The 23,005-nt window shown below is 68.1% G+C and carries 24 protein-coding genes; 11 read left to right on the top strand and 13 right to left on the bottom strand.

Features of this window, described 5'->3' with window-relative positions; genetic code table 11:
- Positions 1-16 precede the first annotated feature (16 nt).
- Genes ACWDU4_RS04775 through ACWDU4_RS04765 form a run of 3 tightly spaced genes read left to right on the top strand, consistent with a single transcriptional unit; the run spans position 17 to position 2,643 of the window.
- Complete coding sequence (locus ACWDU4_RS04775; RefSeq protein WP_450112706.1) at positions 17-1,093, top strand: ABC transporter substrate-binding protein; 1,077 nt, start codon at positions 17-19, stop codon at positions 1,091-1,093.
- Positions 1,077-2,168, top strand: coding sequence for an HtaA domain-containing protein (locus tag ACWDU4_RS04770; protein ID WP_450112705.1), 1,092 nt, complete (start codon positions 1,077-1,079; stop codon positions 2,166-2,168). The genes ACWDU4_RS04775 and ACWDU4_RS04770 overlap by 17 nt, the downstream gene beginning before the upstream one ends.
- Position 2,169: 1 nt before the next feature.
- Positions 2,170-2,643: an NUDIX hydrolase gene (locus ACWDU4_RS04765; RefSeq protein WP_450112704.1), complete on the top strand. Its 474-nt coding sequence runs from the start codon at positions 2,170-2,172 to the stop codon at positions 2,641-2,643.
- A gap of 3 nt (positions 2,644-2,646) precedes the next feature.
- Here ACWDU4_RS04765 and ACWDU4_RS04760 read toward each other — a convergent pair whose 3' ends face one another.
- The 5 genes from ACWDU4_RS04760 to ACWDU4_RS04740 all read right to left on the bottom strand — a co-directional run bounded on the left by ACWDU4_RS04760 (position 2,647) and on the right by ACWDU4_RS04740 (position 7,077).
- Positions 2,647-3,033, bottom strand: coding sequence for a VOC family protein (locus ACWDU4_RS04760; protein WP_450112703.1), 387 nt, complete (start codon positions 3,031-3,033; stop codon positions 2,647-2,649).
- Between the two features lie 171 nt (positions 3,034-3,204).
- The gene (gene nrdF / locus ACWDU4_RS04755; RefSeq protein WP_450112857.1) at positions 3,205-4,167 is read right to left on the bottom strand and encodes a class 1b ribonucleoside-diphosphate reductase subunit beta; all 963 of its coding nucleotides are present in this window, start codon (positions 4,165-4,167) and stop codon (positions 3,205-3,207) included.
- Between the two features lie 49 nt (positions 4,168-4,216).
- Positions 4,217-6,403: a class 1b ribonucleoside-diphosphate reductase subunit alpha gene (gene nrdE / locus ACWDU4_RS04750; RefSeq protein ID WP_450112702.1), complete on the bottom strand. Its 2,187-nt coding sequence runs from the start codon at positions 6,401-6,403 to the stop codon at positions 4,217-4,219.
- Positions 6,361-6,819, bottom strand: a complete 459-nt coding sequence (nrdI, locus tag ACWDU4_RS04745; RefSeq protein WP_450112701.1) for a class Ib ribonucleoside-diphosphate reductase assembly flavoprotein NrdI — start codon at positions 6,817-6,819, stop codon at positions 6,361-6,363. Before nrdI ends, nrdE begins: the two co-directional genes overlap by 43 nt.
- Before the next feature lie 24 nt (positions 6,820-6,843).
- Entirely contained in the window at positions 6,844-7,077 is a 234-nt protein-coding gene (locus tag ACWDU4_RS04740) for a redoxin NrdH (RefSeq protein WP_450112700.1), read from the bottom strand.
- Positions 7,078-7,110: 33 nt separating this feature from the next.
- Here ACWDU4_RS04740 and ACWDU4_RS04735 point away from each other — a divergent pair, with 33 nt between their 5' ends.
- Positions 7,111-7,311: a hypothetical protein gene (locus tag ACWDU4_RS04735; RefSeq protein ID WP_450112699.1), complete on the top strand. Its 201-nt coding sequence runs from the start codon at positions 7,111-7,113 to the stop codon at positions 7,309-7,311.
- Positions 7,312-7,449: 138 nt separating this feature from the next.
- Positions 7,450-8,286, top strand: a complete 837-nt coding sequence (locus ACWDU4_RS04730; protein ID WP_450112698.1) for a siderophore-interacting protein — start codon at positions 7,450-7,452, stop codon at positions 8,284-8,286.
- Between the two features lie 27 nt (positions 8,287-8,313).
- On the opposite strand, the gene ACWDU4_RS04725 is transcribed toward ACWDU4_RS04730, so the two are convergent.
- The 5 genes from ACWDU4_RS04725 to ACWDU4_RS04705 all read right to left on the bottom strand — a co-directional run bounded on the left by ACWDU4_RS04725 (position 8,314) and on the right by ACWDU4_RS04705 (position 12,673).
- Complete coding sequence (locus tag ACWDU4_RS04725; RefSeq protein ID WP_450112697.1) at positions 8,314-9,126, bottom strand: DUF1206 domain-containing protein; 813 nt, start codon at positions 9,124-9,126, stop codon at positions 8,314-8,316.
- Between the two features lie 98 nt (positions 9,127-9,224).
- Positions 9,225-9,821: a CHAP domain-containing protein gene (locus ACWDU4_RS04720; protein ID WP_450112696.1), complete on the bottom strand. Its 597-nt coding sequence runs from the start codon at positions 9,819-9,821 to the stop codon at positions 9,225-9,227.
- An 85-nt stretch (positions 9,822-9,906) separates the two neighbouring features.
- Complete coding sequence (locus ACWDU4_RS04715) at positions 9,907-11,550, bottom strand: DHA2 family efflux MFS transporter permease subunit (RefSeq protein WP_450112856.1); 1,644 nt, start codon at positions 11,548-11,550, stop codon at positions 9,907-9,909.
- Between the two features lie 154 nt (positions 11,551-11,704).
- Positions 11,705-12,163 (bottom strand): MarR family winged helix-turn-helix transcriptional regulator, encoded by a 459-nt coding sequence (locus ACWDU4_RS04710; protein ID WP_450112695.1) that lies wholly within the window; start codon positions 12,161-12,163, stop codon positions 11,705-11,707.
- 75 nt (positions 12,164-12,238) lie between these two features.
- A complete protein-coding gene (locus ACWDU4_RS04705; RefSeq protein ID WP_450112694.1) occupies positions 12,239-12,673 on the bottom strand; it encodes a MarR family winged helix-turn-helix transcriptional regulator in 435 nt (144 codons plus the stop codon).
- A gap of 163 nt (positions 12,674-12,836) precedes the next feature.
- Between ACWDU4_RS04705 and ACWDU4_RS04700 the strand changes: the two genes are divergently transcribed.
- The 6 genes from ACWDU4_RS04700 to ACWDU4_RS04675 all read left to right on the top strand — a co-directional run bounded on the left by ACWDU4_RS04700 (position 12,837) and on the right by ACWDU4_RS04675 (position 20,303).
- Positions 12,837-14,318, top strand: coding sequence for a carboxylesterase/lipase family protein (locus ACWDU4_RS04700; RefSeq protein WP_450112693.1), 1,482 nt, complete (start codon positions 12,837-12,839; stop codon positions 14,316-14,318).
- Positions 14,319-14,482: 164 nt separating this feature from the next.
- Entirely contained in the window at positions 14,483-16,066 is a 1,584-nt protein-coding gene (locus tag ACWDU4_RS04695; protein ID WP_450112692.1) for a bifunctional 3-(3-hydroxy-phenyl)propionate/3-hydroxycinnamic acid hydroxylase, read from the top strand.
- On the top strand, positions 16,063-16,929 hold the full coding sequence (locus tag ACWDU4_RS04690; protein WP_450112691.1) for an alpha/beta fold hydrolase: 867 nt from the start codon (positions 16,063-16,065) through the stop codon (positions 16,927-16,929). The genes ACWDU4_RS04695 and ACWDU4_RS04690 overlap by 4 nt, the downstream gene beginning before the upstream one ends.
- Positions 16,926-17,936, top strand: a complete 1,011-nt coding sequence (locus ACWDU4_RS04685; protein WP_450112690.1) for a VOC family protein — start codon at positions 16,926-16,928, stop codon at positions 17,934-17,936. The genes ACWDU4_RS04690 and ACWDU4_RS04685 overlap by 4 nt, the downstream gene beginning before the upstream one ends.
- Positions 17,937-17,999: 63 nt before the next feature.
- Positions 18,000-19,634, top strand: coding sequence for an FAD-dependent monooxygenase (locus tag ACWDU4_RS04680; RefSeq protein ID WP_450112689.1), 1,635 nt, complete (start codon positions 18,000-18,002; stop codon positions 19,632-19,634).
- Positions 19,635-19,667: 33 nt separating this feature from the next.
- On the top strand, positions 19,668-20,303 hold the full coding sequence (locus tag ACWDU4_RS04675; protein ID WP_450112688.1) for a TetR/AcrR family transcriptional regulator: 636 nt from the start codon (positions 19,668-19,670) through the stop codon (positions 20,301-20,303).
- Between the two features lie 54 nt (positions 20,304-20,357).
- On the opposite strand, the gene ACWDU4_RS04670 is transcribed toward ACWDU4_RS04675, so the two are convergent.
- The 3 genes from ACWDU4_RS04670 to fabG form a co-directional block, all read right to left on the bottom strand.
- A complete protein-coding gene (locus tag ACWDU4_RS04670; RefSeq protein WP_450112687.1) occupies positions 20,358-21,134 on the bottom strand; it encodes an SDR family oxidoreductase in 777 nt (258 codons plus the stop codon).
- A 53-nt stretch (positions 21,135-21,187) separates the two neighbouring features.
- On the bottom strand, positions 21,188-22,171 hold the full coding sequence (locus ACWDU4_RS04665) for an NADPH:quinone oxidoreductase family protein (protein ID WP_450112686.1): 984 nt from the start codon (positions 22,169-22,171) through the stop codon (positions 21,188-21,190).
- A gap of 73 nt (positions 22,172-22,244) precedes the next feature.
- Positions 22,245-23,000: a 3-oxoacyl-ACP reductase FabG gene (gene fabG, locus ACWDU4_RS04660; RefSeq protein WP_450112685.1), complete on the bottom strand. Its 756-nt coding sequence runs from the start codon at positions 22,998-23,000 to the stop codon at positions 22,245-22,247.
- Positions 23,001-23,005 lie beyond the last annotated feature (5 nt).

Below are 23,005 nucleotides of genomic sequence, written 5' to 3'. Positions count from 1 at the left end.
GAGGACAGAAGTTCACATGCGCAAGCCCACCCTCGCCCGCCGCACCGCCCCTGTCGCCCTGCTGGCGGCGACCGCCCTGGTCCTGACCGCGTGCGGCGGCTCCGACACCGACGACGCCGCGAGCACCATCGTGCGCAGCACCACCAACGTCGCAGGCGCCGGCGTGCTCGGCAACGACCGCGACACCGAGAACGTGTGCGGTCCGACCGCCCCCGTCGACCCGGCGGGTGTCACCGGCACGGTGCGCAAGGTCACGCACGCGGCCGGCGAGACCGAGGTCCCGGCCGACCCCAAGCGGATCGTGGTCCTCGACACCGACAAGCTCGACTCCGTGTGCGCACTCGGCCTGCAGGACCGGCTCGTCGGCGCGGCCGCCGCCGACGCCATCGGATCGCAGCCGAAGTACCTCGGCCCCACCATCGCGGGCGTCGAACTGGTGGGCACCCTGCAGGAACCGAACTTCGAGAAGATCGCGGCGCTGCAGCCGGACCTGATTCTCGGCACCAAGTTCCGGGCCCCCGAGGCGTACGAGCGCCTGGCCGCGATCGCCCCGACGGTCTACACCGAGAAGGTCGGCATCACCTGGAAGGACAACTTCCTCCTGGACGGCACCGCCCTCGGCCGCGGCGCCGACGCCCACCGGCTCCTCGACGAGTACCAGACCGCGGCGGTCGAGACGGGCAAGTCGCTCAGCGCCTCGGAGACCCAGGCGTCGATCGTCCGGTTCCGGCCCGGATCGATCCGGGTGTACGGCCCGGAGAGCTTCTCCGGTCAGGTTCTCGCCGACGCGGGCGTGCAGCGTCCCCCGTTCCAGCGCCTCGAGGGCGCCAAGGACCGTCGCTTCGCGGAGATCAGCGAAGAGGAACTGACGAAGGCCGAGGGTGACGTCATCTATGTCAGCTTCTTCGGCGACGAGGCCCAGACCCAGGGCGTCGAGGTGATGAACGGCGGACTGTGGCAGGGCCTCGGCGCCGTGAAGGACGGGCGCGTGTTCAAGGTCGACGACGAGATCTGGATGACGGGCATCGGCGTGGTGGCCGCCCGCGGCATCCTCGACGATCTGGAAGCATCACTCAATGGCTACGTCAACTAGGTCCCGGCTGCTGGTCGCCGCGCTCGGCGGGGCACTGATCGGGTCGGCGCCGACCGCGCCCGCGGTGTCCGCCACCCCCGCCCCGGCGGCGAGTGCGCACATCGAGCTCCTCGGCGCCGACGGCATCACCCCACTCGGGAACACCGCCGTCCACGAGGGAGACCGGATCGTGGTGCGCGGCACCGGATTCGACCCGCAGGCGAACACCAGCGGATTGCCGGTCCCGGTGCCGCCGGGCGTGCCGCACGGCACGTTCGTCGCGTTCGGCGCCTTCGCCCCGCACTGGCGACCGTCGGAGGGCGCACCCGCCGAGTCCCGGGTCGGGCAGCAGCGCTCGGCCACCGCGTGGGTGATGTCCGAGGACGCCCTGAACCGGGTCCCCGACGCCCCGTTCGACTTCCGGCGCACCATCCGCCAGCAGTGGGTGCCGCTCGCCGACGACGGCTCGTTCACCGCCACGCTCACCGTGAAGAAGCCCGCGACCACCACGCCCGACGCGGTGTACGGGGTGTACACGTATGCCGCGGCCGACGCCGTCAACGCCGCCGAGGAACTGTCCGTCCCGGTCACCTTCGATCCGTCGCCCGGAGCGAACGCCCCGGTGGCACCCGCCCAGGACCTGCTGTGGGGAATCGCGCCCGGATACACGGACCTGATCAAGACCACCACCCAGGGCTCGGTCGTCGGCAGCGACGGCGCCTCGGTCCGAGGCGACGGCCGGTTCGGGTTCGAACTCGAGGGTGCCGACGTCGATCCGGCGACCGGTCTCGGCACCGTCCGGTACCGCGGCACCGTGGTCTCGTTCACCCGGTTCCACCTGGCGGAGATCGCGCTGACGGACCCGTGGATCGAGTTCACCGACCACGGCACCTTCCTGTCCGCCGAGACCTCCGACGGCAACATGGTCGGCACCGACGCGATGACCCGAATCCGGTTCGCCCAGTTGGATCTTCCGGCCCGCCCGGGTGGCACCGGGTTCACCGACGTGCCGGCCCGATTCGCGGTGCCACTGGCGCCGTCCATCCTGCTGCCCTACTCCGGTCAGCAGGCCGCACCCGTCACATTCCGGTACTGACATGCCCGTCCCCGAGTTCATCACCGAACTGCGCGCTCACATCGGACACGCCCCGCTGTGGCTGTCCGGCGTGAGCGCGGTGGTCCTCGACGAGGGCGGGCGAATCCTGTTGGCCCGCAGGTCCGACAACGGCCGCTGGGCGATCGTGTCCGGGATCCTCGAACCGGGTGAGCAACCGGCCACGGCGATCGTCCGGGAAATTCGCGAGGAGACCGGCGTCGAGGTCGAACTGGTCCGGCTGTCCAGCGTGGACGTCACGCCGCCGTTGACGCACGCCAACGGCGACCGGGCCCAGTACCTGGACCTGTGCTTCGTGGCCCGGTACACCGGCGGCAGGCCGCATCCCGCCGACGAGGAGAACCTCGAGGTCGGCTGGTTCTCCCCCGATGCGCTGCCCTCGCCGTTGAACGACAGTTCGATGGGCCGGATCGAGAAGGCCCTGCGCGGGGATCGGGAGACCTGGTTCAGCCGCTGACGGTCACGGGGACTTCGTCTCCCACAGTCCCATCACGTTGCCCTCGGGGTCCTTGAAGTAGGCGGCGAAGCCCATCTCCCCGACCACCGTCTTCTCCCCCACCGGCTCCCCGCCGAGTGTGGTGATCTTCGCGAGCGCGTCGTCGATGCTCTCCACGTGGATGGTGATCACCGGACCCTGCGGGAACGACGGCTCCCGCTCGAACATGCCGCCGCCGATGTAGCCCGGCTCGGCAGGCATGCCGGTCTCCGCGACCGGCCCCGTCGCGACGCCGGTGTAGTTGAGCTCCGGCATCTCGGTGAGCGTCCAGCCGAACGCTTCCCGATAGAACGCCCGTGCCCGGTTCCCGTCACTGAACGGGACCTCGAAGTGCACCACTCGACCGCTCATCGCCGCCTCCTAGCGATAGGTGAGAATTCGCCAGGTTCGACGCTAGACCGGTTCTGGTCGCGTTTGAAGTGCACCTACCGCCAACGACCGAATGTGGAATTCGGTCAGTTGAACTGAACGAATCCCACATTCGGTCGGTCGGGATGGAGAGAGCGGCGCGAGGCCCGGGACCTAGAAGTCCCAGTCTTCGTCCTCGGTGTTGACTGCCTTGCCGATGACGTAGCTGGAGCCGGACCCGGAGAAGAAGTCGTGGTTCTCGTCCGCGTTCGGGGAGAGTGCCGACAGGATCGCCGGGTTGACGTCGGTCTCGTCCTTGGGGAACAGCCCCTCGTAGCCGAGGTTCATCAGCGCCTTGTTGGCGTTGTAGCGCAGGAACTTCTTGACGTCCTCGGTGAGACCGACCTCGTCGTAGAGGTCCTGCGTGTACTCGACCTCGTTGTCGTACAGCTCGAACAGCAGCTCGAACGTGTAGTTCTTGAGGTCGTCGCGCTCCTCCTGCGTGAGCTGCTCGAGCCCGCGCTGGTACTTGTAGCCGATGTAGTAGCCGTGCACCGCCTCGTCGCGGATGATCAGCCGGATCAGGTCCGCGGTGTTGGTGAGCTTGGCCCGCGAGGACCAGTACATCGGCAGGTAGAAGCCGGAGTAGAACAGGAAGGACTCGAGCAGCGTCGAGGCGACCTTCCGCTTGAGCGGGTTGTCGCCGTTGTAGTACTCGAGGACGATCTCGGCCTTGCGCTGCAGGTTCGGGTTCTCCTCCGACCAGCGGAACGCGTCGTCGATCTCACGGGTCGAGCAGAGCGTCGAGAAGATGCTCGAGTACGACTTGGCGTGCACCGACTCCATGAACGCGATGTTGGTGTACACCGCCTCCTCGTGCGGGGTCAGCGCGTCCGGGATGAGGCTGACGGCGCCGACGGTGCCCTGAATGGTGTCGAGCAGCGTCAGGCCGGTGAACACCCGCATGGTGAGCTGCTTCTCGCCTGCGGTGAGGGTGTTCCAGGACGGGATGTCGTTGGACACCGGGACCTTCTCCGGCAGCCAGAAGTTGCCGGTGAGGCGATCCCACACCTCGGCGTCCTTCTCGTCGGGGACGCGGTTCCAGTTGATCGCCGAGACGCGGTCGATCAGCTTGATCTTCTGGCTCACGATGTCCTCACTCCGTTCGAAATATCGTTAGCGGGCCTCACAGCATGCACGAGACGCAACCCTCCACCTCGGTGCCCTCGAGGGCCATCTGCCGCAGGCGGATGTAGTACAGGGTCTTGATGCCCTTGCGCCACGCGTAGATCTGCGCCCGGTTGACGTCGCGGGTGGTGACCGTGTCCTTGAAGAACAGCGTCAGCGACAGGCCCTGGTCCACGTGCTGGGTGGCCGCGGCGTAGGTGTCGATGATCTTCTCGTACCCGATCTCGTACGCGTCCTGGTAGTACTCCAGGTTGTCGTTGGTCAGGTAGGGCGCCGGGTAGTAGACGCGGCCGATCTTGCCTTCCTTGCGGATCTCGATCTTCGACGCCACCGGGTGGATGGAGCTGGTGGAGTGGTTGATGTACGAGATCGACCCGGTCGGCGGGACGGCCTGCAGATTCTGGTTGTAGATGCCGTGCTTCTGCACCGACGCCTTGAGCTCACGCCAGTCGTCCTGGGTCGGGATGTGCACGTCCGCATCGGCGAACAGTGCACGCACCCGATCGGTGGCCGGCTCCCACACCTGATCGGTGTACTTGTCGAAGTACTCGCCCGATGCGTACTTCGAGTCCGGGAAGCCCGCGAAGTACGTGCCGCGCTCCTTCGCGATCTCGTTCGAGGCGCGGATCGCGTGGTACACCACGGTGTAGAAGTAGATGTTCGTGAAGTCGATGCCCTCCTCGGATCCGTAGTGGATCCGCTCGCGGGCGAGGTAGCCGTGCAGGTTCATCTGCCCGAGACCGATCGCGTGGCCCTCGTCGTTGGCCTTCTTGATCGACGGCACCGAGTCGATGGAGGTCTGATCGGCGACCGCGGTCAACGCCCGGATGGAGACCTCGATGGTCTTCGCGAAGTCCGGCGAGTCCATCGCCTTCGCGATGTTCAGCGACCCGAGGTTGCAGGAGATGTCCTTGCCGATGTTGCTGTAGGACAGGTCGTCGTTGAACTCCGACGGCGTCGAGACCTGCAGGATCTCCGAGCACAGGTTCGAGTGGGTGATCTTGCCCTTGATGGGGTTGGCCCGGTTCACGGTGTCCTCGTACATGATGTACGGGTAACCGGACTCGAACTGCAGCTCGGCGACGGTCTGGAAGAACTCGCGCGCCTTGATCTTCGACTTACGAATCCGCTTGTCGTCGACCATCTCGTAGTACTTCTCGGTGACGTTGATGTCCGCGAACGGCACCCCGTAGATGCGCTCGACGTCGTACGGCGAGAAGAGGTACATGTCCTCGTTCTTCTTCGCCAGCTCGAACGTGATGTCCGGGATGACCACGCCGAGGGACAGCGTCTTGATGCGGATCTTCTCGTCCGCGTTCTCCCGCTTGGTGTCGAGGAAGCGGTAGATGTCCGGGTGGTGCGCGTGCAGGTACACCGCACCGGCACCCTGCCGGGCACCGAGCTGGTTGGCGTACGAGAACGAGTCCTCGAGCAGCTTCATGATCGGGATGACACCGGAGGACTGGTTCTCGATCTTCTTGATCGGGGCACCGTGCTCGCGAACGTTGCTGAGCAGCAACGCAACTCCGCCGCCGCGCTTGGACAGCTGCAGCGCCGAGTTGATGGAGCGGCCGATGGACTCCATGTTGTCCTCGATGCGCAGCAGGAAGCAGGAGACGGGCTCGCCGCGCTGCTTCTTGCCGGAGTTGAGGAAGGTCGGGGTGGCCGGCTGGAAGCGGCCGGAGATGATCTCGTCGACCAGCTGCGTCGCGAGCTTCTCGTCACCGGCGGCGAGGGTGAGCGCGACCATGCAGACCCGGTCCTCGAACCGCTCCAGGTAACGCTTGCCGTCGAACGTCTTGAGCGTGTACGAGGTGTAGTACTTGAACGCGCCGAGGAACGTCGGGAACCGGAACTTCTGCGCGTAGGCGTGGTCGATCAGTTCCTTGACGAAGTTGCGGGTGTACTGGTCGAGAACCTCACGCTCGTAGTAGTTCTCCTTGATCAGGTAGTCCAGCTTCTCGTCCTGATTGTGGAAGAAGACCGTGTTCTGATTGACGTGCTGGAGGAAGTACTGGTTCGCCGCCTCACGGTCCTTGTCGAACTGGATCTCGCCGTTCGGGCCGTACAGGTTGAGCATCGCGTTCAACGCGTGGTAGTCGAGCTCCCCCGCGGACGCATCGGGTCGTGCCGTAGCGCGTTCTACACTCCCAGCCGGGGCTGCGTCGGTGATTGTCGGTGCCACTGTTCACTCTCCATGAATTGTCCGAGGCCGTCCCGGACGGCCAATACGTCTTCGGCGCTGCCCATGAGTTCGAATCGGTACAGGTACGGAACCCGACACTTCTGCGAAATCACGTTCCCGGCATAGCAATACGACTCGCCGAAGTTCGTATTGCCCGCAGCGATGACGCCGCGGATCAGCGAGCGGTTGTGTTCGTTGTTGAGGAACCGAATGACCTGCTTGGGCACGTAACTCGTGTCCCGGCCGGTCACCGTCGTGCCTCCCCCGTAGGTGGGGAGGATCAGGACGTACGGTTCATCGACCTCGAACGCGCCGTCGCGGTCGTGGAGCGGAATTCTGGTGGCCGGGATCCCCAGCTTCGACACGAAGCGGTGGGTGTTCTCCGACGCACTGGAGAAGTAGACCAGCGAGGTCACGGCCGATCATCTCCGTCGATCTGTTCAGGCGGCACTCGTCGCCAGGGTCTTGATCCGGTCGGGACGGAAGCCGGACCAGTGGTCGTCGCCGGCAACCACGACGGGCGCCTGCAGGTAGCCCAGCGCCATCACGTAGTCACGCGCCTCGGCGTTCTCGGTGATGTCGATGATCGAGTACTCGATACCGGCCTTGTCGAGCGCCCGGTAGGTCGCATTGCACTGAACGCATGCCGGCTTGGTGTAGACGGTGATGCTCATAAGTCCTCTTCCCCTTGGCTTACGAATCGATCAGTGAACGGTGTTTACTCGGCACTTCTGAACGCGGTCGGCACGACCGTCAACAGCCGGATCGTGTCGACGTCGGTGACGCCGATCTCCCCTACTGAAGCAGCCCCGCGGCCCGCAATTCTCGACCGTTCCGGCACTGCCCTCTCGGTGGATAAGACACTACACCTTGTGGCCGACATTCCCGCAACACGCGAGATGTTGTGAACGACAATCGTGAAATTCCCAGGTCGTAAGCCTTTGCGCAGGTCACCGGCGCGTCGCCCACGGCGTGTTCCACGTCACTCGATCCGGATTCCACCACGGTGTTCGCTGCGATGTGCCTGGTCGTCCTAGGGTGAGCCCGTGACGACCCGCGACGACCCCCGGCACCCGGCCACCGTCGCCGACGTGACGCCCCTCTCACCCAACCTGCGGCGGATCCGGTTCACCGTCGACGCAGCGACCGGATTCACCACCGGCGGGGAGCCCGACGAGCGGGTCCTGATCGCCTTCGGAGCCGGAGCCGCGGGCGACGACCACCGCCGGAGTTACTCCGTGCGCGGGTGGGATCCGGTCCGACACCTCCTCGACGTCGATTTCGCGGTCCACGCGGGAGGCGCCGCCGCCGAATGGGCCCGGTCCGCCGCGCCCGGCGACCCGGTGCACCTGTCGTCAGCGAAGGGGTGGTGGCGTCCACCGCCCGGCGCCCGGCACCTGCTCCTGCTCGCCGACCTGACCGCGCTGCCCGCCGCGGGCCGAATCGTCGAATCGCTCCCTGCCGGCGTCACTGCCCGTGTCGTCGCCGAGATCCCCGACGACGGGGACCGGCAGGAATGGCACACGGAGGCCGACGTCACGGTGACCTGGCTGACGAGCACCGACGACGGCCGCTCCCCCGGCGTCCTCCTCGACGCGCTCATCGGTCTCGACGGGCTCGACTCGGTGGCGTACCTGTGGTCGTGCGGCGAAACGACCACGTCCCGACGGATCCGCGCCCACCTGCGCCGGACGCTCGGGTGGGCGCCGGACCGCTACCACGTGATGGGCTACTGGCAGGCGGACAAAGAGCGATGGCTCGCCCGGTACGCCCGCGTGCAGCCTCGGATCGAGGAGCTCGCCGCCCGCGGACTCGCGTCCGGGAAGACCACCGACGAGGTCCGCGACGCGATCGACGACGCGCTGGCGGAAGCGGACCTGTAGGGGGACCGTCGGCGCGACACCACCGCGTCACATGCGGGCGTAGCGGGCCATGACGAAGCTGTACAGCCCGTACGACGCGATCCCGACTCCCGCCGCCACCAGCAGGAACTGCCCGAACGGAGCCTCACCCAAGGTCTTCACCGCGCCGTCGATGCCGGTGGCCCTGGACGGGTCCGACCGCAGCGTCGCGACGATCACCAGGATCCCGGCGCCGACGATGACGAGCCCCTTGGCGACGTAGCCGACGACCCCGAGCAGTTCGACGGCCGCCCCACCCGACGTCCTCAGGTCGTCGAGAAAGTTCTTCGACGCCCCCTTGTACACGTGATAGCCCCCGATCGCGATCGCGATCAGCCCCACCACGACCAGCACCGCCTTTCCCCCATCCGACTCCATGAGGCGGGCACTCAGGCCCGCGTTCTGTTCCCCGCTGGATTTGCCGCTTCCCCGCGCGAACCGGAATGCGGAGTACGCGAACGCGAAGTAGACGACTGCCAGTCCGAATGCCTTGGCCCGGTCGAGGAGCGACGCACCCTCCCGCGGCGTGGTCTCGGTCGCGTGCGGTCCGATCACGGTTTCCGCGAGACGCCACAGTCCCATCGCGACGAAGACGACAACACCGATCCAGAGCACGATCGCGCCGCCCGTGGTCGAGGCCAGCGTGCCCAGTGCCCCCGACTGGTCGGCGGTGCCGCCGCCACCGAACGCCAGCCGGACGACGACGTACCCGATCAGTAGGTGCACGAACCCGCTCATCACGTGCCCGCCACGCGCCGCCCGTTCGAAGGCGGTGCTGTCGGTGGCCCTGTCGACCGCGCGATTGACGGCATTCTCGGTCATGATCCGCCCCTGGGTTGTCGGGATCCGACGCCGCCGTCCGGCAGCGCGAACTCTGACGTGATTACCCCCGGCGCGGACCGATCATGCCTGGCTCGGGCTCACGCCAGGCGCCCGAATCCCACCACCGCGGAGTCCTCCGCCCAGTCGATCGTGTGGACGCGGATCTTGCCGAACTCGTTTCCGCCGACGGTGGTCGCGGTGTCCCCGTCGACGGCGACGACGACATTGGTGTGCTGGCCCACCCAACTGGAGTTGTCGTAGAGCACGACGTCACCGACGACGGGACGGTAGCCGCCGCCAACCGGCTCGAACCGGTCCTCCGACTGGTAGTACTCCTGCAGCGTGTACACGCCGGGGATGCGCCAGTGCCCGGAGTTCGGGTTCGACAGCGGCTGCCCCGCCTCCCGCATGATCCAGCTGACGAAGTCCGCGCACCACGGCTCCTTCACACCCTCGGAGTAGAACGTCCCCGGCCGCTGGGCGTCGTGTTCGGCCTCGAGCAGGTCCACGACCGCGACCTGCTGCGCGGACAGCGCGCCGCGGTCCACGTCGGGGAAGCCGGTGGTGTCCCACGGCAGGTAGCGGCTGGGCACCGCCCACAGCACGCCCACGACGAGCACTGCGAGGAGCGAGACGGCAGCGGCGGTCCACACGAGCGCGCGGCGGCGGGTGCGGGTCGGGGTGGGCGTCGTCATGGCACCCAACATAGCCAGACAGACGAGTGTGGGACCCCTCCCGACATCCGGGAGGGGTCCCACACTTCGTCACGTGAGAAGTCGGTCAGCTCTTGGCGTGCCGTCCGGCTCGGCTCTCGTAGTCGGCCCGGTCCTCGAGCTCGTCGATCTCGGAGATCAGCTCGGCGTCGGCACCGCCGACGGACAGGACGTCGGCCGCACCCTGCGCGGCCCGCTCGGCCTCGAGCTGCTCGATGCCGCTGTGGGTCTTGAGCGCGACCTCCTTGAGGAACGCGATCGCGACGAGGCTGAGCAGAGCGAGGATGCCGGAGATCAGGAACACCCGGGCGGTCGCGTCACCGTAGGCGCCACGCACGATCGCGGAGATCGGTGCGGGCAGCTCCTTCAGGTTCGACAGCCCGGCCCCGGAGCCGCCGGCCTGGCTCATGTCGACACCGGCCGCGACGAGACCCTTGGCGATCAGGTCCGACACGTGCGTGGACAGGACCGCGCCGAGCACCGAGACGCCGGCCGCACCGCCGAGCGAACGGAAGAACGCCACGGTGGCGGTGGCCGAACCGAGGTCCGTCGGCGCGACGTTGTTCTGCACCGGCAGAACCAGGTTCTGCATGGTCATGCCCATGCCGGCGCCGAGAATGAACAGGTAAACCCCGATCAGGACCATGTTGGTCTCGTGGTCGGTGGTCGACAGCAGCAGGAAGCCGGCGGCCATGCCGATCGCACCGACGATCAGGAAGCGCTTCCACTTGCCGAACTTGGTGATCAGCGAGCCGGAGATCGTCGCCGAGAGCATCGACCCGATCACCATCGGCAGGGTCAGCAGACCGGCCGCGGTCGGCGAGTAACCACGCGCGATCTGGAAGTACTGGCCGAGGAACACGGCGCCACCGAACATCGCGACACCGACGGCGATGCTGGCGAGGGTGGCCAGCGTCATGGTGCGGTCCCGGAACAGGCGCAGCGGGACGACCGGATCCTTGGCCTTGGTCTCGGCGAAGATCGCCAGGCCGAGCAGCACGACGCCGGCGGCGACGAGCTCGTAGGAGGTGGCCGAGGCCCAGGCGAAGTTCTTGCCGGCCAGGGTGACCCAGATGAGCAGCACGCTCACGCCCGCGGCGATCAGGGTGGCGCCGACGTAGTCGATCTTCACCTCCCGCTTGACGACGGGCAGGTTCAGCGTGCGGCCGATGACGACGAGCGCGATCACGGCGAGGGGTGCACCGACGAAGAAGCACCAGCGCCAGCCGAGCCAGCTGGTGTCGACGATCACGCCGCCGATCAGCGGTCCGGCGACGGTCGCGACGGCCATCACCGCGGCCATCGGTCCCTGGTAGCGGCCGCGCTCACGCGGGCTGAACATCGCGGCGATGATGATCATGCCGAGCGCCTGCAGGCCACCGAGGCCCAGGCCCTGGATGACGCGGAAGCCGATCAGCATCGGCACGCTCGACGACAGGCCGGCGAGGACCGAGCCGAGGGTGAACAGCAGCAGCGACAGCTGGATCAGCAGCTTCTTGCTGACGAGGTCGGCGAACTTGCCCCAGATCGGGGTGGTCGCGGTCGAGGCCAGCAGCGTCGCGGTGACGACCCAGGTGTACTGGTCCTGGGTACCGTGCAACTCGGTGATGATCGTGGGCAGCGCGTTCGACACGATCGTCGACGACAGGAACGCGACGAACATACCCAGCAGCAGGCCGACGAGGGCCTCCATCTTCTGCTTGTGCGTCATCCCGCCCACCGACTCGTCGCCGAGAGCTGGTGGACTGTCCGGAGACGTCGACGAACTCATGTTCACTCCTTTTGAGAAATAGGTCCGCGCGGTACGCGCGGAAAACAAGTGCGGCCGACGTCGGGCGCCGGCCGGGGAAGACGATGCGCGCGGATCAGTGCGCGCCGGTCACCGGGCTCGGAACGGAGCCGACCGCGCCGCGAAGCCGATCCAGGCGAGCGGTGAGGTCGTCGACCTCCTCGTCGGTCCAGTCGGCCATCGCCGACCGGGCCCACTCGAGCATGACCTCTCGGTGCACCTGCAGGGCGTTGGCTCCCTCCTCCGACAGCGTCAGCAGGGAGGCCCTGCCGTCGAGCGGATCGGGGGTGCGCACCACGTATCCCAGCGACTCGGCGTGCGCGATCTGCCTACTGAGCGCGGACTGCGTCACCCGCAGATCCTCCGCCAGCATGCTCGGACGGTTGCCCTCCGCGCAGGCGATGTGCGCCAGCAGAGCCCCCAGCGGCGGCGGCAGCATTCCACGATGCGAACCCCGTGCCGCGACGGTGCGGGCTTGCCGGACCAGACCACGCATCGACTCGATCAGATTCGACGCGGACTCCGGACTGACCATCTCACCCTCCATTAGTTGATGGTTGCAACCATAAACCCAGTTGATTGCATCCAGCAACTATCTGGGGTGTGACCCTCACCCCACCTCGTTGCCGAGCCTGCGCAGCAGGGCCGACAGCGTCCGCAGGTCGGCGGGATCCCACTGGCCCAGCGTCCGCCGCCACTGCGAGACCCGCTCGTCCCGCTGGGCAACGAGCCGCGTCCGGCCGTCGGCGGTCAACTCGACCAGCTTCGCGCGCGCGTCGGACGGGTCCGGGATCCGGCGCACCAGGCTCAACCGGGTCAGCGCGTCGATCTGCCGGCTGAGCGTGGACTTCTCCAGGCCGAGCGTGGCGATCAACGTCGCCATCGGCACAGCGTCGTCGTTCCGGGTCAGCAGCATCAGCAGGGGGTAGCAGGCCGGATCGAGCTTCGGGTCGATCTCGTGCGCCCGCTCCCTGGAGCTGACGCTGCCACGGCGCCACATGTCCACCAGCTCGACCTCGAGCTCCGCGATCGGATCCGGTCCCACGTTGCCAGCACTCCTTCACTCACCCGACGCCCGACGAGCCCGACGCCGCACCCGCGACCATCCAACCAGGCGCGACCGGGGCGCGCCGAACCCTTCACCTGCGACCTCCACCGATGGAAGATGGTCCACAACCCCATGTTTTGCGGAACACCGGGAGGCAGCCGTGGATCCACTGGTCGCGATCGCCCAGGGCACCGTGCTGGGCACCTCACAGGGCGGCGTCGTTTCGTTCAAGGGCATGCCGTACGCCGCCCCGCCAGTCGGCGAGCACCGGTTCGCCGCACCCTCTCCCCCACCCCACTGGGACGGGGTTCGCCGGGCGACCGAGTTCGGGCCGACCGCACCCAAACCCCCCTACCCCAGCCCGCTCGATCGACTGCTCCCCGAGCCGGACCACCCCGGCGACGACTTCCTGAACCTGAATGTGTGGACCCCGAGCCTCGAGGGCCGGGCCCCGGTCCTCGTCTGGATCCACGGCGGCGCCTTCGTCAACGGCTCCGGCTCCGTCCCCGCCTACGACGGCAGCGCGTTCGCCCGCGACGGAATTGTCTGCGTCACAATTAATTACCGTCTCGGAGCCGAGGGGTTTCTGCTGATCGACGGGGCCCCGGCGAACCGCGGACTGCTCGACCAGATCGCGGCGCTGCGATGGGTCCGGGACAACATCGGTTGTTTCGGCGGCGACCCGGACCGGGTGACGATCGCCGGTGAGTCCGCGGGCGGGATGAGCGTGGTCACGCTGCTGTCGGCGCCGGCCGCGGCCGGGTTGTTCACCCGAGCGATTGCCCAGAGCGGCGCAGGCCACCACGTGATGGCCGCCGAGACCGCGAAGAAGGTGACGGCGGCGGTCGCGGACCTGCTCGCGGTGCCACCCACCCTGGCGGGCCTCTCGACGGTGGCTCCGACAGACCTGGTCGACGCGCAGGCGACGGTGTCGGCGCGGATCGCCCGCGAACCCAACCCCGCGGTGTGGGACGAGATCGCCACCGACTCGATGGCGTTCGAGCCATGCCTGGACGGCGAGGTGCTCACCACCCGGCCGATCGACGCCCTCGCCGCGGGCGCCGGAACCGATGTGGACGTGCTCGTCGGCAGCAACGCCGACGAGCACACGCTCTTCCTGATGCCCAGTGGCGTCGCCGACTTCCTGCACGAGGACGTGCTCGCCCTCGCCGCGACCGGACTGGGCCTCGATCCGGATGCCGCGGTGGCGCTCTACCGGCAGGACCGCCACGGGGCGACCCCGGGCGAGGTGCTGGCCGCGGTGCTGCGCGACCGCACGTTCTGGATCCCCGCGATTCGCGTGGCCGAGGCCCGTTCCGCCCATGCCGCGGACACCTTCGTTTACGAATTCACTTGGCGGACTCCACAGCTGGACGGCCGACTGGGCTCCACCCACGCGCTCGAGATCGGTTTCGTGTTCGACACCCTGCACGGACCAGACCTCGAGCCGCTGACCGGGCCGCACCCGCCGCAGGATCTCGCCGACGAGATGCACCGCGCCTGGGTGGACTTCGTGCGCACCGGCGACCCGGGATGGCCCGCGTACGGCGCCGATCGCACCGTGCGCGTCTTCGGCGGCGACGCCGAGCACGTGAAGGACCCCCGCCCCGAGCTGCGCGCGCTCTGGCACGGGATTCGCTGAGCCTCCACGACCACCGGCACGGACCCGCACCGCACTCGGCGGCGCGGTCCGGCGGTCGTGTCCACCCACCCGACCGGGGCCGGCCGACTCCTTGACGTTACCCAGGCCACAACTTATTGTAGCGATCACTCCAAATGTGTGGACTACGAAATGAGAGCCTCGACGTGAGCGAGCACCCCGTCTACGACGTCGCCATCGTGGGATACGGCCCCACCGGTGTCACCGCAGCCAACCTCCTCGGACAAGCTGGACTGAATGTGCTTGTCGTCGAACGAGATCCGGACATCTACGCGAGAGCACGCGCGATCTCCACCGACGAGGAGGTGCTGCGCATCTGGCAGCAGGTCGGGCTCGCCGACCGCCTCGACGCGGACATGCTCGAAGGCGGCACGGTTGCGTTCGTCGACGCCGCTGGGCGGCCGTTCTCCGAGGTCCAGGCCGTTTCCCATGGCTGCGGCCATGCCCCGCAGCAGTTCATCTACCAGCCCGCGATGGAGCAGGTTCTCCGGGACGGCGTGGACCGATTCCCCAACGTCGAGGTCAGATCGGGCCACGAGTGTCTGCGCCTGATCCAGAACCCGGATGACGTGACCCTGATGCTGGCGGACCTCGAGACCGATTCCTTCGTGCGTGAACGTGCCCGCTACGTGATCGCCGCGGACGGCGGGTCGAGCCCCACCCGCGGCCAGCTCGGCATCGGCTACGAGGGCAGGACATTCGGCGAACGCTGGGTGGTGATCGACACGGAGGTCCTCCAGGAGTGGCCGGGACACGACCGACTCCGGTTCCACTGCAACCCGGCCCGCCCCACTGTCGACTGCCCCACCCCGCTCGGCCATCACCGCTGGGAATTCCCGGTCCGCGACGGCGAGGACGAAAAGGAACTGTCCACGGACGCGGCGATCTGGCGGATCCTGCGCGGCCAGGGCATCACCGAGCGGAACGTGAAGATCCTGCGCGCGGTCGTCTACAGCCACCACGTGCGTTTCGCCGACCGGTGGCGCGTCGGCCGGATCTTCCTCGCCGGCGACTCCGCGCACGCCATGCCGCCGTGGATCGGCCAGGGCATGTCGGCGGGTGTCCGTGACGCGGCGAACCTGTGCTGGAAACTCGAGGCAGTGCTGCGCGGCTCGCTCCCCGAGTCCGTGCTCGACACCTACCAGACCGAGCGGATGCCGCACGTCCGGGAGGTCACCCGCCGGGCGGTGAACACCGGCCGGCTGATCGTCGAGCGCCGCCCGTGGGTGGCCACGATGAGAAACCACACGATGCGTGCACTGTCGAAGATCCCCGGGTTCACCGACTTCGCGATCGAGCACCTGTGGATCCCGGAGGCGCACTACCCGAAGGGATTCCGATCCGGAGGCAAGGGCGCCGCGCTCGGGCGGCAGATTCCGCAGCCGTGGGTCACGGCGGCGGGGCAGGACCGACCGCAACGCCTCGACGACATCCTCGGGCAGCAGTGGACGATCCTGCATCTGGGTCCGCGGCGACCGCAACCGTCCTGGGACGCGGGCGGTGTCCGCTCCCTCGAGATCCGTCCACCGGGCTCGGCCTCGGGCGGCGGACTGGTCGACGCGGCGGGCACCCTCACCACCTGGATGCACGATCACGACGCCGACGTCCTCGCGGTTCGGCCCGACGGATTCGTCTATGCCGCAGGCTCTTCCGGACACCTGCCCGCGCCCCCTCCGGGCTTGCGCGTCCACCCGCACACCACGAACCACATGATCGGAGAAGACGCATGACCGCTGCAAAGCTGACCGAGCGGACCGTCACCACGGCCGACGGTAAGGAGATCTTCTACGCCGAGACCGGCGCGGGACCGACCGTGCTGCTGCTGCACGGCGGCGGACCGGGGGCGTCCGGGGTGTCCAACTACTCGCGGAACATCGCCGCTCTCGCGGCCGATTTCCGGGTGATCGTGCCGGACCTGCCCGGCTACGGCCGCTCGTACAAGGGCATCGACAAGGGCGATCCGTTCCGGGCGCTGGCGGACGGCATCCGCGGACTCATGGACGTCCTCGGCGTCGAGCAGGCCGACCTCGTCGGCAACTCCTACGGCGGCGCGTGCGCGCTGCGCCTCGCGCTGGACACCCCGGAGCGGGTGCGCCGCATGGTGCTGATGGGGCCCGGCGGAATCGGTACCACGCGTGGGGTTCCGACGGCGGGACTGCAGTGCCTGCTCGGGTACTACGGCGGTGACGGCCCGTCTCGGGAGAAGCTCGAGCGGTTCATCCGCGACTACCTCGTGTACGACGATCATCTTCTTCCCGACGAGGTGATCGACGAGCGCTACGCCGCGAGCATCGATCCCGAGGTCGTCGCGAACCCGCCGCTGCGCCGGCCGTCCGGTCCGACCGCTCTGCGGACCATGGTGCGCATGGACTTCACGCGCGACAAGCGACTGCGCTCGCTGGCGACGCCGACGCTCGTGGTCTGGGGTGCGGAGGACAAGGTCAACAAGCCGAGCGGCGGCACGACCCTCGCGAAGACGATGCCGAACTGCGATCTGCTCTCGGTGGCGAACACCGGGCACTGGGTGCAGTGGGAACGCTCCGGCCTGTTCAACGCCGTCACCCGCGCCTTCCTCACCGAGGAGCGTCCGTGACCGCCTCCGTCTTCGGCAACGTCCACCTCGGTTACGTCGCGATCGAGACCGCGAAGTTCTCGGACTGGCGGCGATTCGGCGCGGACGCGATCGGGATGCACGTCGACAGCCTCGACGCGCGCACGATGCGTTTTCGCATGGACGACCACGAGTGCCGGTTCCTGCTGCGCCGCGGCCCCGGGGAGGACGTGACCGCGTTCGGCTGGCAGGTCGACGACCACGAGTCCTTCGACCGCATCGTGGCCCGCGTGGCGGCGGCCGGCGTGCCGATCCGCGAGTGCAACGCGGAGGACTGCGCGCTGCGCGGTGTCGAGCGTCTGCTCCGCTTCCCGGGGCCGAAAGGCATTGCGCAGGAGATCTTCACCACTGCCCGACTGAGCGCAGCCCCGCTGCGCGCCACGTCGAGTTTCGTCACCGGCGAGGCGGGCCTGGGTCATGTCGCGATCACGTCGACGAGGCCGACGCAGATGCGCGCCTATTTCACCGCGGTCTTCGACGCCCGGTTGTCGGACTACATCGACGAGCGGATGAGCGGTGTGCGGCTGAAGGCCAGGTTCCTGCGGGTCAACGAACGCCACCACTCGGTCGCGATCGCGTCGGTGCGCGGCGTGTCGATGGACCCGGTCCGGACCAGTATCCAGCACGTCAACGTGCAGGTCACAACCCTCGACGAGATGGTCGCCGCGTACCAGCGGGTGACGGAGCTGGGCTTCCCGATGATGTGGGAAATCGGCCAGCACACAAACGACCGGGAGTTGTCGTTCTACGCGGGTACGCCGTCGGGTTTCGAGTGGGAGGTGGGCTGGAACCCGATCGTCGTCGACGAGTCGACGTGGGAACCGACGACTCATCAGGGGTTCAGCATCTGGGGCCACAAGCGTGAGGGCGAGACCATCGCGTACAAGCTCGCACAGTTCCGCCGGGGGCTGGCGTCGCTGACCGAGCGCGAGAAGTGGGTGCCCGCCCTGTCCGGCAACGGAATTGCGGATTACGGGCCGCAGGGCTGAACGAAAACCAGGGCTGAAGAACCAGAGCTACCGAGAACCGGAACGGACAACAGGGGTTTGACCATGGAGAAGTCCATCATCGTCGCAGGCGCCGGCCCCGTCGGCACCTGCCTCGCCATCGATGCCGCGATGCGCGGCGTCGACGTCGTCGTTCTCGAATCCCGCGGGGCGGACGCTCCGCCGGACGCGAAATGCAACACCATTGCCGCGCGCACCATGGAGACGTTCCGCCGTTTCGGGATCGCGGATCAGGTGCGGGCGGCCGGCCTGCCCGACGACTATCCGACCGACACCGTCTACACCACCAGCTTCGCCGGCCCCGAACTGACTCGGATCGTCATGCCGTCCCGCGCCGAGCGCACCCTCCCCGGATTCCACGACAGCGACTGGCCGACACCGGAGTCCATGGTGCGCGAGAGCCAGCTCTGGCTCGAGCCGATCCTGCGCGGCAAGTTGACCTCGCTCCCCAATGTGCGCTTCCTGCCGCGCACCGAACTCGTCGGCTACCGCCAGGACGACGACGGCGTGACCGTTCACTGCCGCGCCCTCGAGGAGGACCGCACCTTCGACCTTCGGGCCGCCTATCTCGCCGGTTGTGACGGCGGGTCGAGCCGGGTCCGTAAGGAGATGGGGGTGAAACTCGCCGGCGACGCCGAAATCGCTCGCACACGCACGAGTCTGGTGCGTTCGAAGGAGATCAAGGGACTGCTCGGCGACCGCCGCCCGGCGTGGATGAGCTGGGTGGTAAACGACAGGGTCCGCGGCAATGTCGTCGCGATCGACGGCGAGGAACTCTGGCTGGTCCATCGCGCACTGCCCGCCGGCGAGGAGGATTTCGGCGCGCTCGACTCCGACCGGTCGATCCGCGAGGTGCTGGGCGTGGGACCCGATTTCCCCTTCGAGGTTGTCCGTCACGAGGATTGGATTGGCCGCCGGCTCGTCGCCGAACGATTCCGCGATCGCCGTGTCTTCATCGCCGGTGATGCCGCACACCTCTGGGTGCCCTTCGCGGGCTACGGCATGAATGCGGGTATCGCCGACGCGATGAACCTCTCCTGGCTGCTGTGCGCGGTCGTCAAGGGATGGGCCGACCCCGCCATCATCGATGCCTACGAGGCCGAACGCCTTCCGATCACCGACCAGGTCTCGCGTTTCGCCATGTCCAAGCTCGAGGAGAACGCCGCCGCGATGTCGGAGCGGTCGGCACCGAAGATCCTGAGCGCACCGAATCTCGTCGGGCGCCTGTTGCGCAGGCGCCTCGGCCGGAAACTGTTCGCAATCAACCTCGCGCAGATGTCGCCCGAGGGCCTCAACTTCGGCTACTACTACGACAGTTCGCCCATCATCGTCGGCGACGGCGAGCCCGCTCCGGTGTACGACATGGGTAAGCATGTCGCCTCGACCGTTCCGGGCTGCCGACTGCCGCACTTCCGGATCGGCACCGAGAGCATCCTCGATCTCCTCGGACCGGACTACACACTCATCCGCTTCGATCGCACCGTCGATGTCTCCGCGATCGAGGACGGCAGGCTGCCCGTGAAGGTCGTCGATGCCGAGCCGCTTCCGCATCCGGCCTTCCGGCACAAGCTGCTGATCGTCCGCGCCGACAGCCATGTCGCGTGGCGTGCGGATTCGCTTCCCCAGGACCTCGATCCGCTGGTGAACCGCCTACGGGGAAAGGTGGTCGCACACCCATAATCAGCCCACGACCAGCCCCGATACTCTTGTCCCATGAGCGAGCAGCGATCCGTCAAGCCGAACAAGCGCGGGGCGCGCTCGCGGGAACTCGTGCTCGACACCGCCGAGCGGCTGATGGCCGAGCACGGCTACGAGGCCGTGTCGGTCTCGCAGCTCGTCAGCGAGGCCTCGATCCCCCTCAGTTCGATCTACCACTACTTCGGGTCGAAGGACGGGGTGCTGCTCGGGGTGATGGAACGCGGCGCGCGACGGTTCTTCGCCGCCATGCCCGATGTTGCCGCCATGCGCGCAGATCCGGGACTACCCGAGGATCCCGAGGCAAGACTTCGGGTCATGCTCGGCGCGCTGACCACGGAACTCGATCGCCAGCCCGACTTCCTGCGCCTGGTGACGGTGATGACGATGCAGCCGCCGACCGGCGAGGCCGAGCGGGCGCTCGAGGTGGTGCGCCGGGTGCGGGCGACCGCGATCGAACTGCTGTGCCGTGTCGGCTCCGTGGCGTTCGGGCTCGACGCCGACGATCCCGTAGCACTGACACTCTCGCGCTTCGCGCTGAGCACGATCGACGGCACCATCCTCGCCCAGCGGGCGGAGGGCATCGCGGCCGAGGAGATCCTGGCGCACCTCCCGACCGCGATCGTCGCCCTGCACGCGACGCTCACCGCCTGACGGGGACGAACCACCGGAACCGCCCGGGCGGCGACGCGGTCCGATCCGTAGTGGTCAGCGGGTACCGCTGAGCCCTCCGTCCACCGGGATCACCGTCCCGGTGAGGTAGGCACCGGCCCGCGACGACAGGAAGATCGCGGTGCCCGCGATGTCCTCCGGGGTGCCGATACGCCCCAGCGGGACGCTGCCCTCCACTGCCGACTTCAACTCGGGATCGTCGAGGAGGAAGGCAGTCATCTTCGACGGGAACGGTCCCGGCGCAACGGCGTTGACGGTGATGTGCTCGGCGGCCAGCGTCTGCGCGAGCTTGCGGGTGAGCATGTGCACCGCGGCCTTGGACGCCCCGTACGAGAAGTTCTCCGTGCCCGAGACCACCAGCCCGTCGATCGACCCGACGTTGATCACCCGTGCCGGGTCGTCCGCGCTCGCCGCGACCCGCAACTGGGGCAGCAACGCCTGCGTCAACGCGAACACCGACGTGACGTTGAGTCCGAGGATCTTGTCGAACCCGGAGGCGGGGAATTCGTCGACCGGCGCTCCCCAGGTGGCGCCCGCGTTGTTGACCAGCACGTCCACCCGGTCGAAGGTCCGCGCCACGAACGCGGCGAGGTCCGCCACGCCCTCCGCGGTACTCAGGTCCGCGGGATGGGCGACCACGTCGCCGGCCGCGGACAGCTCGCCGGCCGCCGACTCGCACGCGTCCGCCTTCCGGGACGAGATGATCACCCGTGCACCGGCTTCGGCGAAGCCCTTCGCGATCATCAGGCCGATGCCGCGGGTGCCACCGGTGACGACGACGGTCTTGCCGACGACATCGAACAGACCGGTCATGATGCGACCGCTTCGGGCATGAGGACTCCGTTTCGTGTGGTGTGGTGACGTGATCAGGGCTGGAAGACCAGGCGACCGACGGTGCTTCCGTCGCCGAGCCGCGCGACGCCGTCGGCGACGTCGGTGAGGGCCAGACGCTCGCCGATCAGCGGCTTGAGCAGGCCCTCGTCGGCGAGCCGGGTCAGCTCGGTGTGGCAGTCGTCGATGATCGCCGGGTTCTTCGCCTGGTACAGGCCCCAGTGCAGGCCGACGATCGAGTAGTTCTTGATCAGCGCGTGGTTCAGTGCCGGTTGCGGGATGGTGCCGCCGGCGAACCCGATGACCACGATGCGGCCCTCGAAGGCGATGCACTTGGTCGAACCGGCGTAGGCGTCGCCGCCGACCGGGTCGAAGACGATGTCGGCGCCGTGGCCGCCGGTGAACTCCTTGACCGCCCCCACGAAGTCCTCGGAGCGCCGGTCGACAACCAGGTCCGCGCCGAGTTCCTTGGCATACCGGGCCTTCTCGGGCCCACCGACCACGCCGATCACCTTTGCACCTGCGGCCTTGCCGAGCTGCACGGCGGCGCTGCCCACGCCACCGGCGGCGGCGTGCACGAGCAGGTGGTCGCCCTCCACGATCCGGGTGCGGCGGTGCAGCGCGAACCACGCCGTCTGGTAACCGATGGTCAGGGCCGCGGCCTCGGCATCGTCGAGGGCCTGCGGCGCCGGGAACACGCAGGCCTGGTCCATCACCGCGTACTCGGCGAACGCGCCGCCCGGCAACGTCGCCGTACCGACCACGCGGTCACCGACCGCGGCACGCGTGACGCCGGCGCCGACGGCCACGACCTCGCCGCACAACTCGACACCCGGTGTGAACGGCAGCGGCGGCTTGACCTGGTACTCGCCGCGGCACAGCAGCACGTCCGGGAAGTTCGCCGGAGCGGCGAGCACCCTCACCAGTACCCGGCCGTCACCGGCGGTCGGTTCGGCGACGTCCTCGAGCTTCAGGACGTCGCGTGGCTCGCCGAGTTCGTTGACGCGCCATGCCTTCATGATGTTTCTCCTGACGGGTGTGGGGGGGTGGATCGAACCTACTCGGCGGAAGGCCGGATCGGCGCGGTCCGGGTCAGTCCCTCGGTCCGCCGGCGACGTAGATGACCTGACCGGACACGAATCCGGCGCCATCGCCGGCGAGGAAGGCGGCGGTGTTGGCGATGTCCTCCGGCTGGCCGACGCGGCCGACCGGGATCTCCGCGGCGGCGGCCCTCTTCATGTCCTCGAAGTCGACTCCCACCCGCGCGGCGGTGGCGGCGGTCATCTCGGTCTCGATGAAACCGGGAGCGATCGCGTTGGCGGTGACACCGTAACGGCCCAGCTCGATCGCGAGGGTCTTGGTGAAGCCCTGCACACCGGCCTTCGCGGCCGAGTAGTTGGCCTGGCCCCGGTTGCCGAGCGCCGAGACGCTGGACAGGTTGACGATGCGGCCGAACTTGGCCTCCACCATGTACTTCTGGGTGGCACGGGTCATCAGGAACGCGCCGCGCAGGTGCACGTTCATCACCGAGTCCCAGTCCTCGACCGTCATCTTGAACAGCATGTTGTCCCGCGTGATGCCGGCGTTGTTGACCAGCACGGTCGGTGCCCCGAGTTCGGCGGCGACCCGCTCGACGGCGGCCTCGACCGACGCCTCGTCGGCAACGTTCGCGCCGACGGCCAGCGCCGTACCGCCCGCGGCCTCGATGGCGTCGACGGTGCCGACGCATGCGGACTCGTCGAGGTCGACCACCGCCACGGCAAAGCCGTCGGCAGCGAGCTTCTTGGCGACGGCGGCGCCGATACCCCGCGCGCCACCGGTGACGATCGCGGTCCTACGTTCACTCATGTCGT

This window comes from Rhodococcus sp. NPDC003348 (genome assembly GCF_053589375.1).
The sequence above is the reverse complement of the archived record's forward strand: the minus strand, read 5'-3'. Positions and strand labels throughout refer to the sequence as shown.

Excerpts from the sequence above, each read along its gene's own strand:
- ACWDU4_RS04725 (WP_450112697.1), bottom strand. The coding sequence starts at position 9,126 with ATGACCGAGAATGCCGTCAATCGCGCGGTCGACAGGGCCACCGACAGC.
- ACWDU4_RS04720 (WP_450112696.1), bottom strand. The coding sequence starts at position 9,821 with ATGACGACGCCCACCCCGACCCGCACCCGCCGCCGCGCGCTCGTGTGG.
- ACWDU4_RS04775 (WP_450112706.1), top strand. The coding sequence starts at position 17 with ATGCGCAAGCCCACCCTCGCCCGCCGCACCGCCCCTGTCGCCCTGCTG.
- ACWDU4_RS04690 (WP_450112691.1), top strand. The coding sequence starts at position 16,063 with ATGACCGCTGCAAAGCTGACCGAGCGGACCGTCACCACGGCCGACGGT.
- ACWDU4_RS04710 (WP_450112695.1), bottom strand. The coding sequence starts at position 12,163 with ATGGTCAGTCCGGAGTCCGCGTCGAATCTGATCGAGTCGATGCGTGGT.
- ACWDU4_RS04770 (WP_450112705.1), top strand. The coding sequence starts at position 1,077 with ATGGCTACGTCAACTAGGTCCCGGCTGCTGGTCGCCGCGCTCGGCGGG.
- ACWDU4_RS04765 (WP_450112704.1), top strand. The coding sequence starts at position 2,170 with ATGCCCGTCCCCGAGTTCATCACCGAACTGCGCGCTCACATCGGACAC.
- ACWDU4_RS04675 (WP_450112688.1), top strand. The coding sequence starts at position 19,668 with ATGAGCGAGCAGCGATCCGTCAAGCCGAACAAGCGCGGGGCGCGCTCG.
- ACWDU4_RS04740 (WP_450112700.1), bottom strand. The coding sequence starts at position 7,077 with ATGAGCATCACCGTCTACACCAAGCCGGCATGCGTTCAGTGCAATGCG.
- ACWDU4_RS04670 (WP_450112687.1), bottom strand. The coding sequence starts at position 21,134 with ATGACCGGTCTGTTCGATGTCGTCGGCAAGACCGTCGTCGTCACCGGT.
- ACWDU4_RS04680 (WP_450112689.1), top strand. The coding sequence starts at position 18,000 with ATGGAGAAGTCCATCATCGTCGCAGGCGCCGGCCCCGTCGGCACCTGC.
- ACWDU4_RS04665 (WP_450112686.1), bottom strand. The coding sequence starts at position 22,171 with ATGAAGGCATGGCGCGTCAACGAACTCGGCGAGCCACGCGACGTCCTG.
- ACWDU4_RS04760 (WP_450112703.1), bottom strand. The coding sequence starts at position 3,033 with ATGAGCGGTCGAGTGGTGCACTTCGAGGTCCCGTTCAGTGACGGGAAC.
- fabG (WP_450112685.1), bottom strand. The coding sequence starts at position 23,000 with ATGAGTGAACGTAGGACCGCGATCGTCACCGGTGGCGCGCGGGGTATC.
- ACWDU4_RS04715 (WP_450112856.1), bottom strand. The coding sequence starts at position 11,550 with ATGACGCACAAGCAGAAGATGGAGGCCCTCGTCGGCCTGCTGCTGGGT.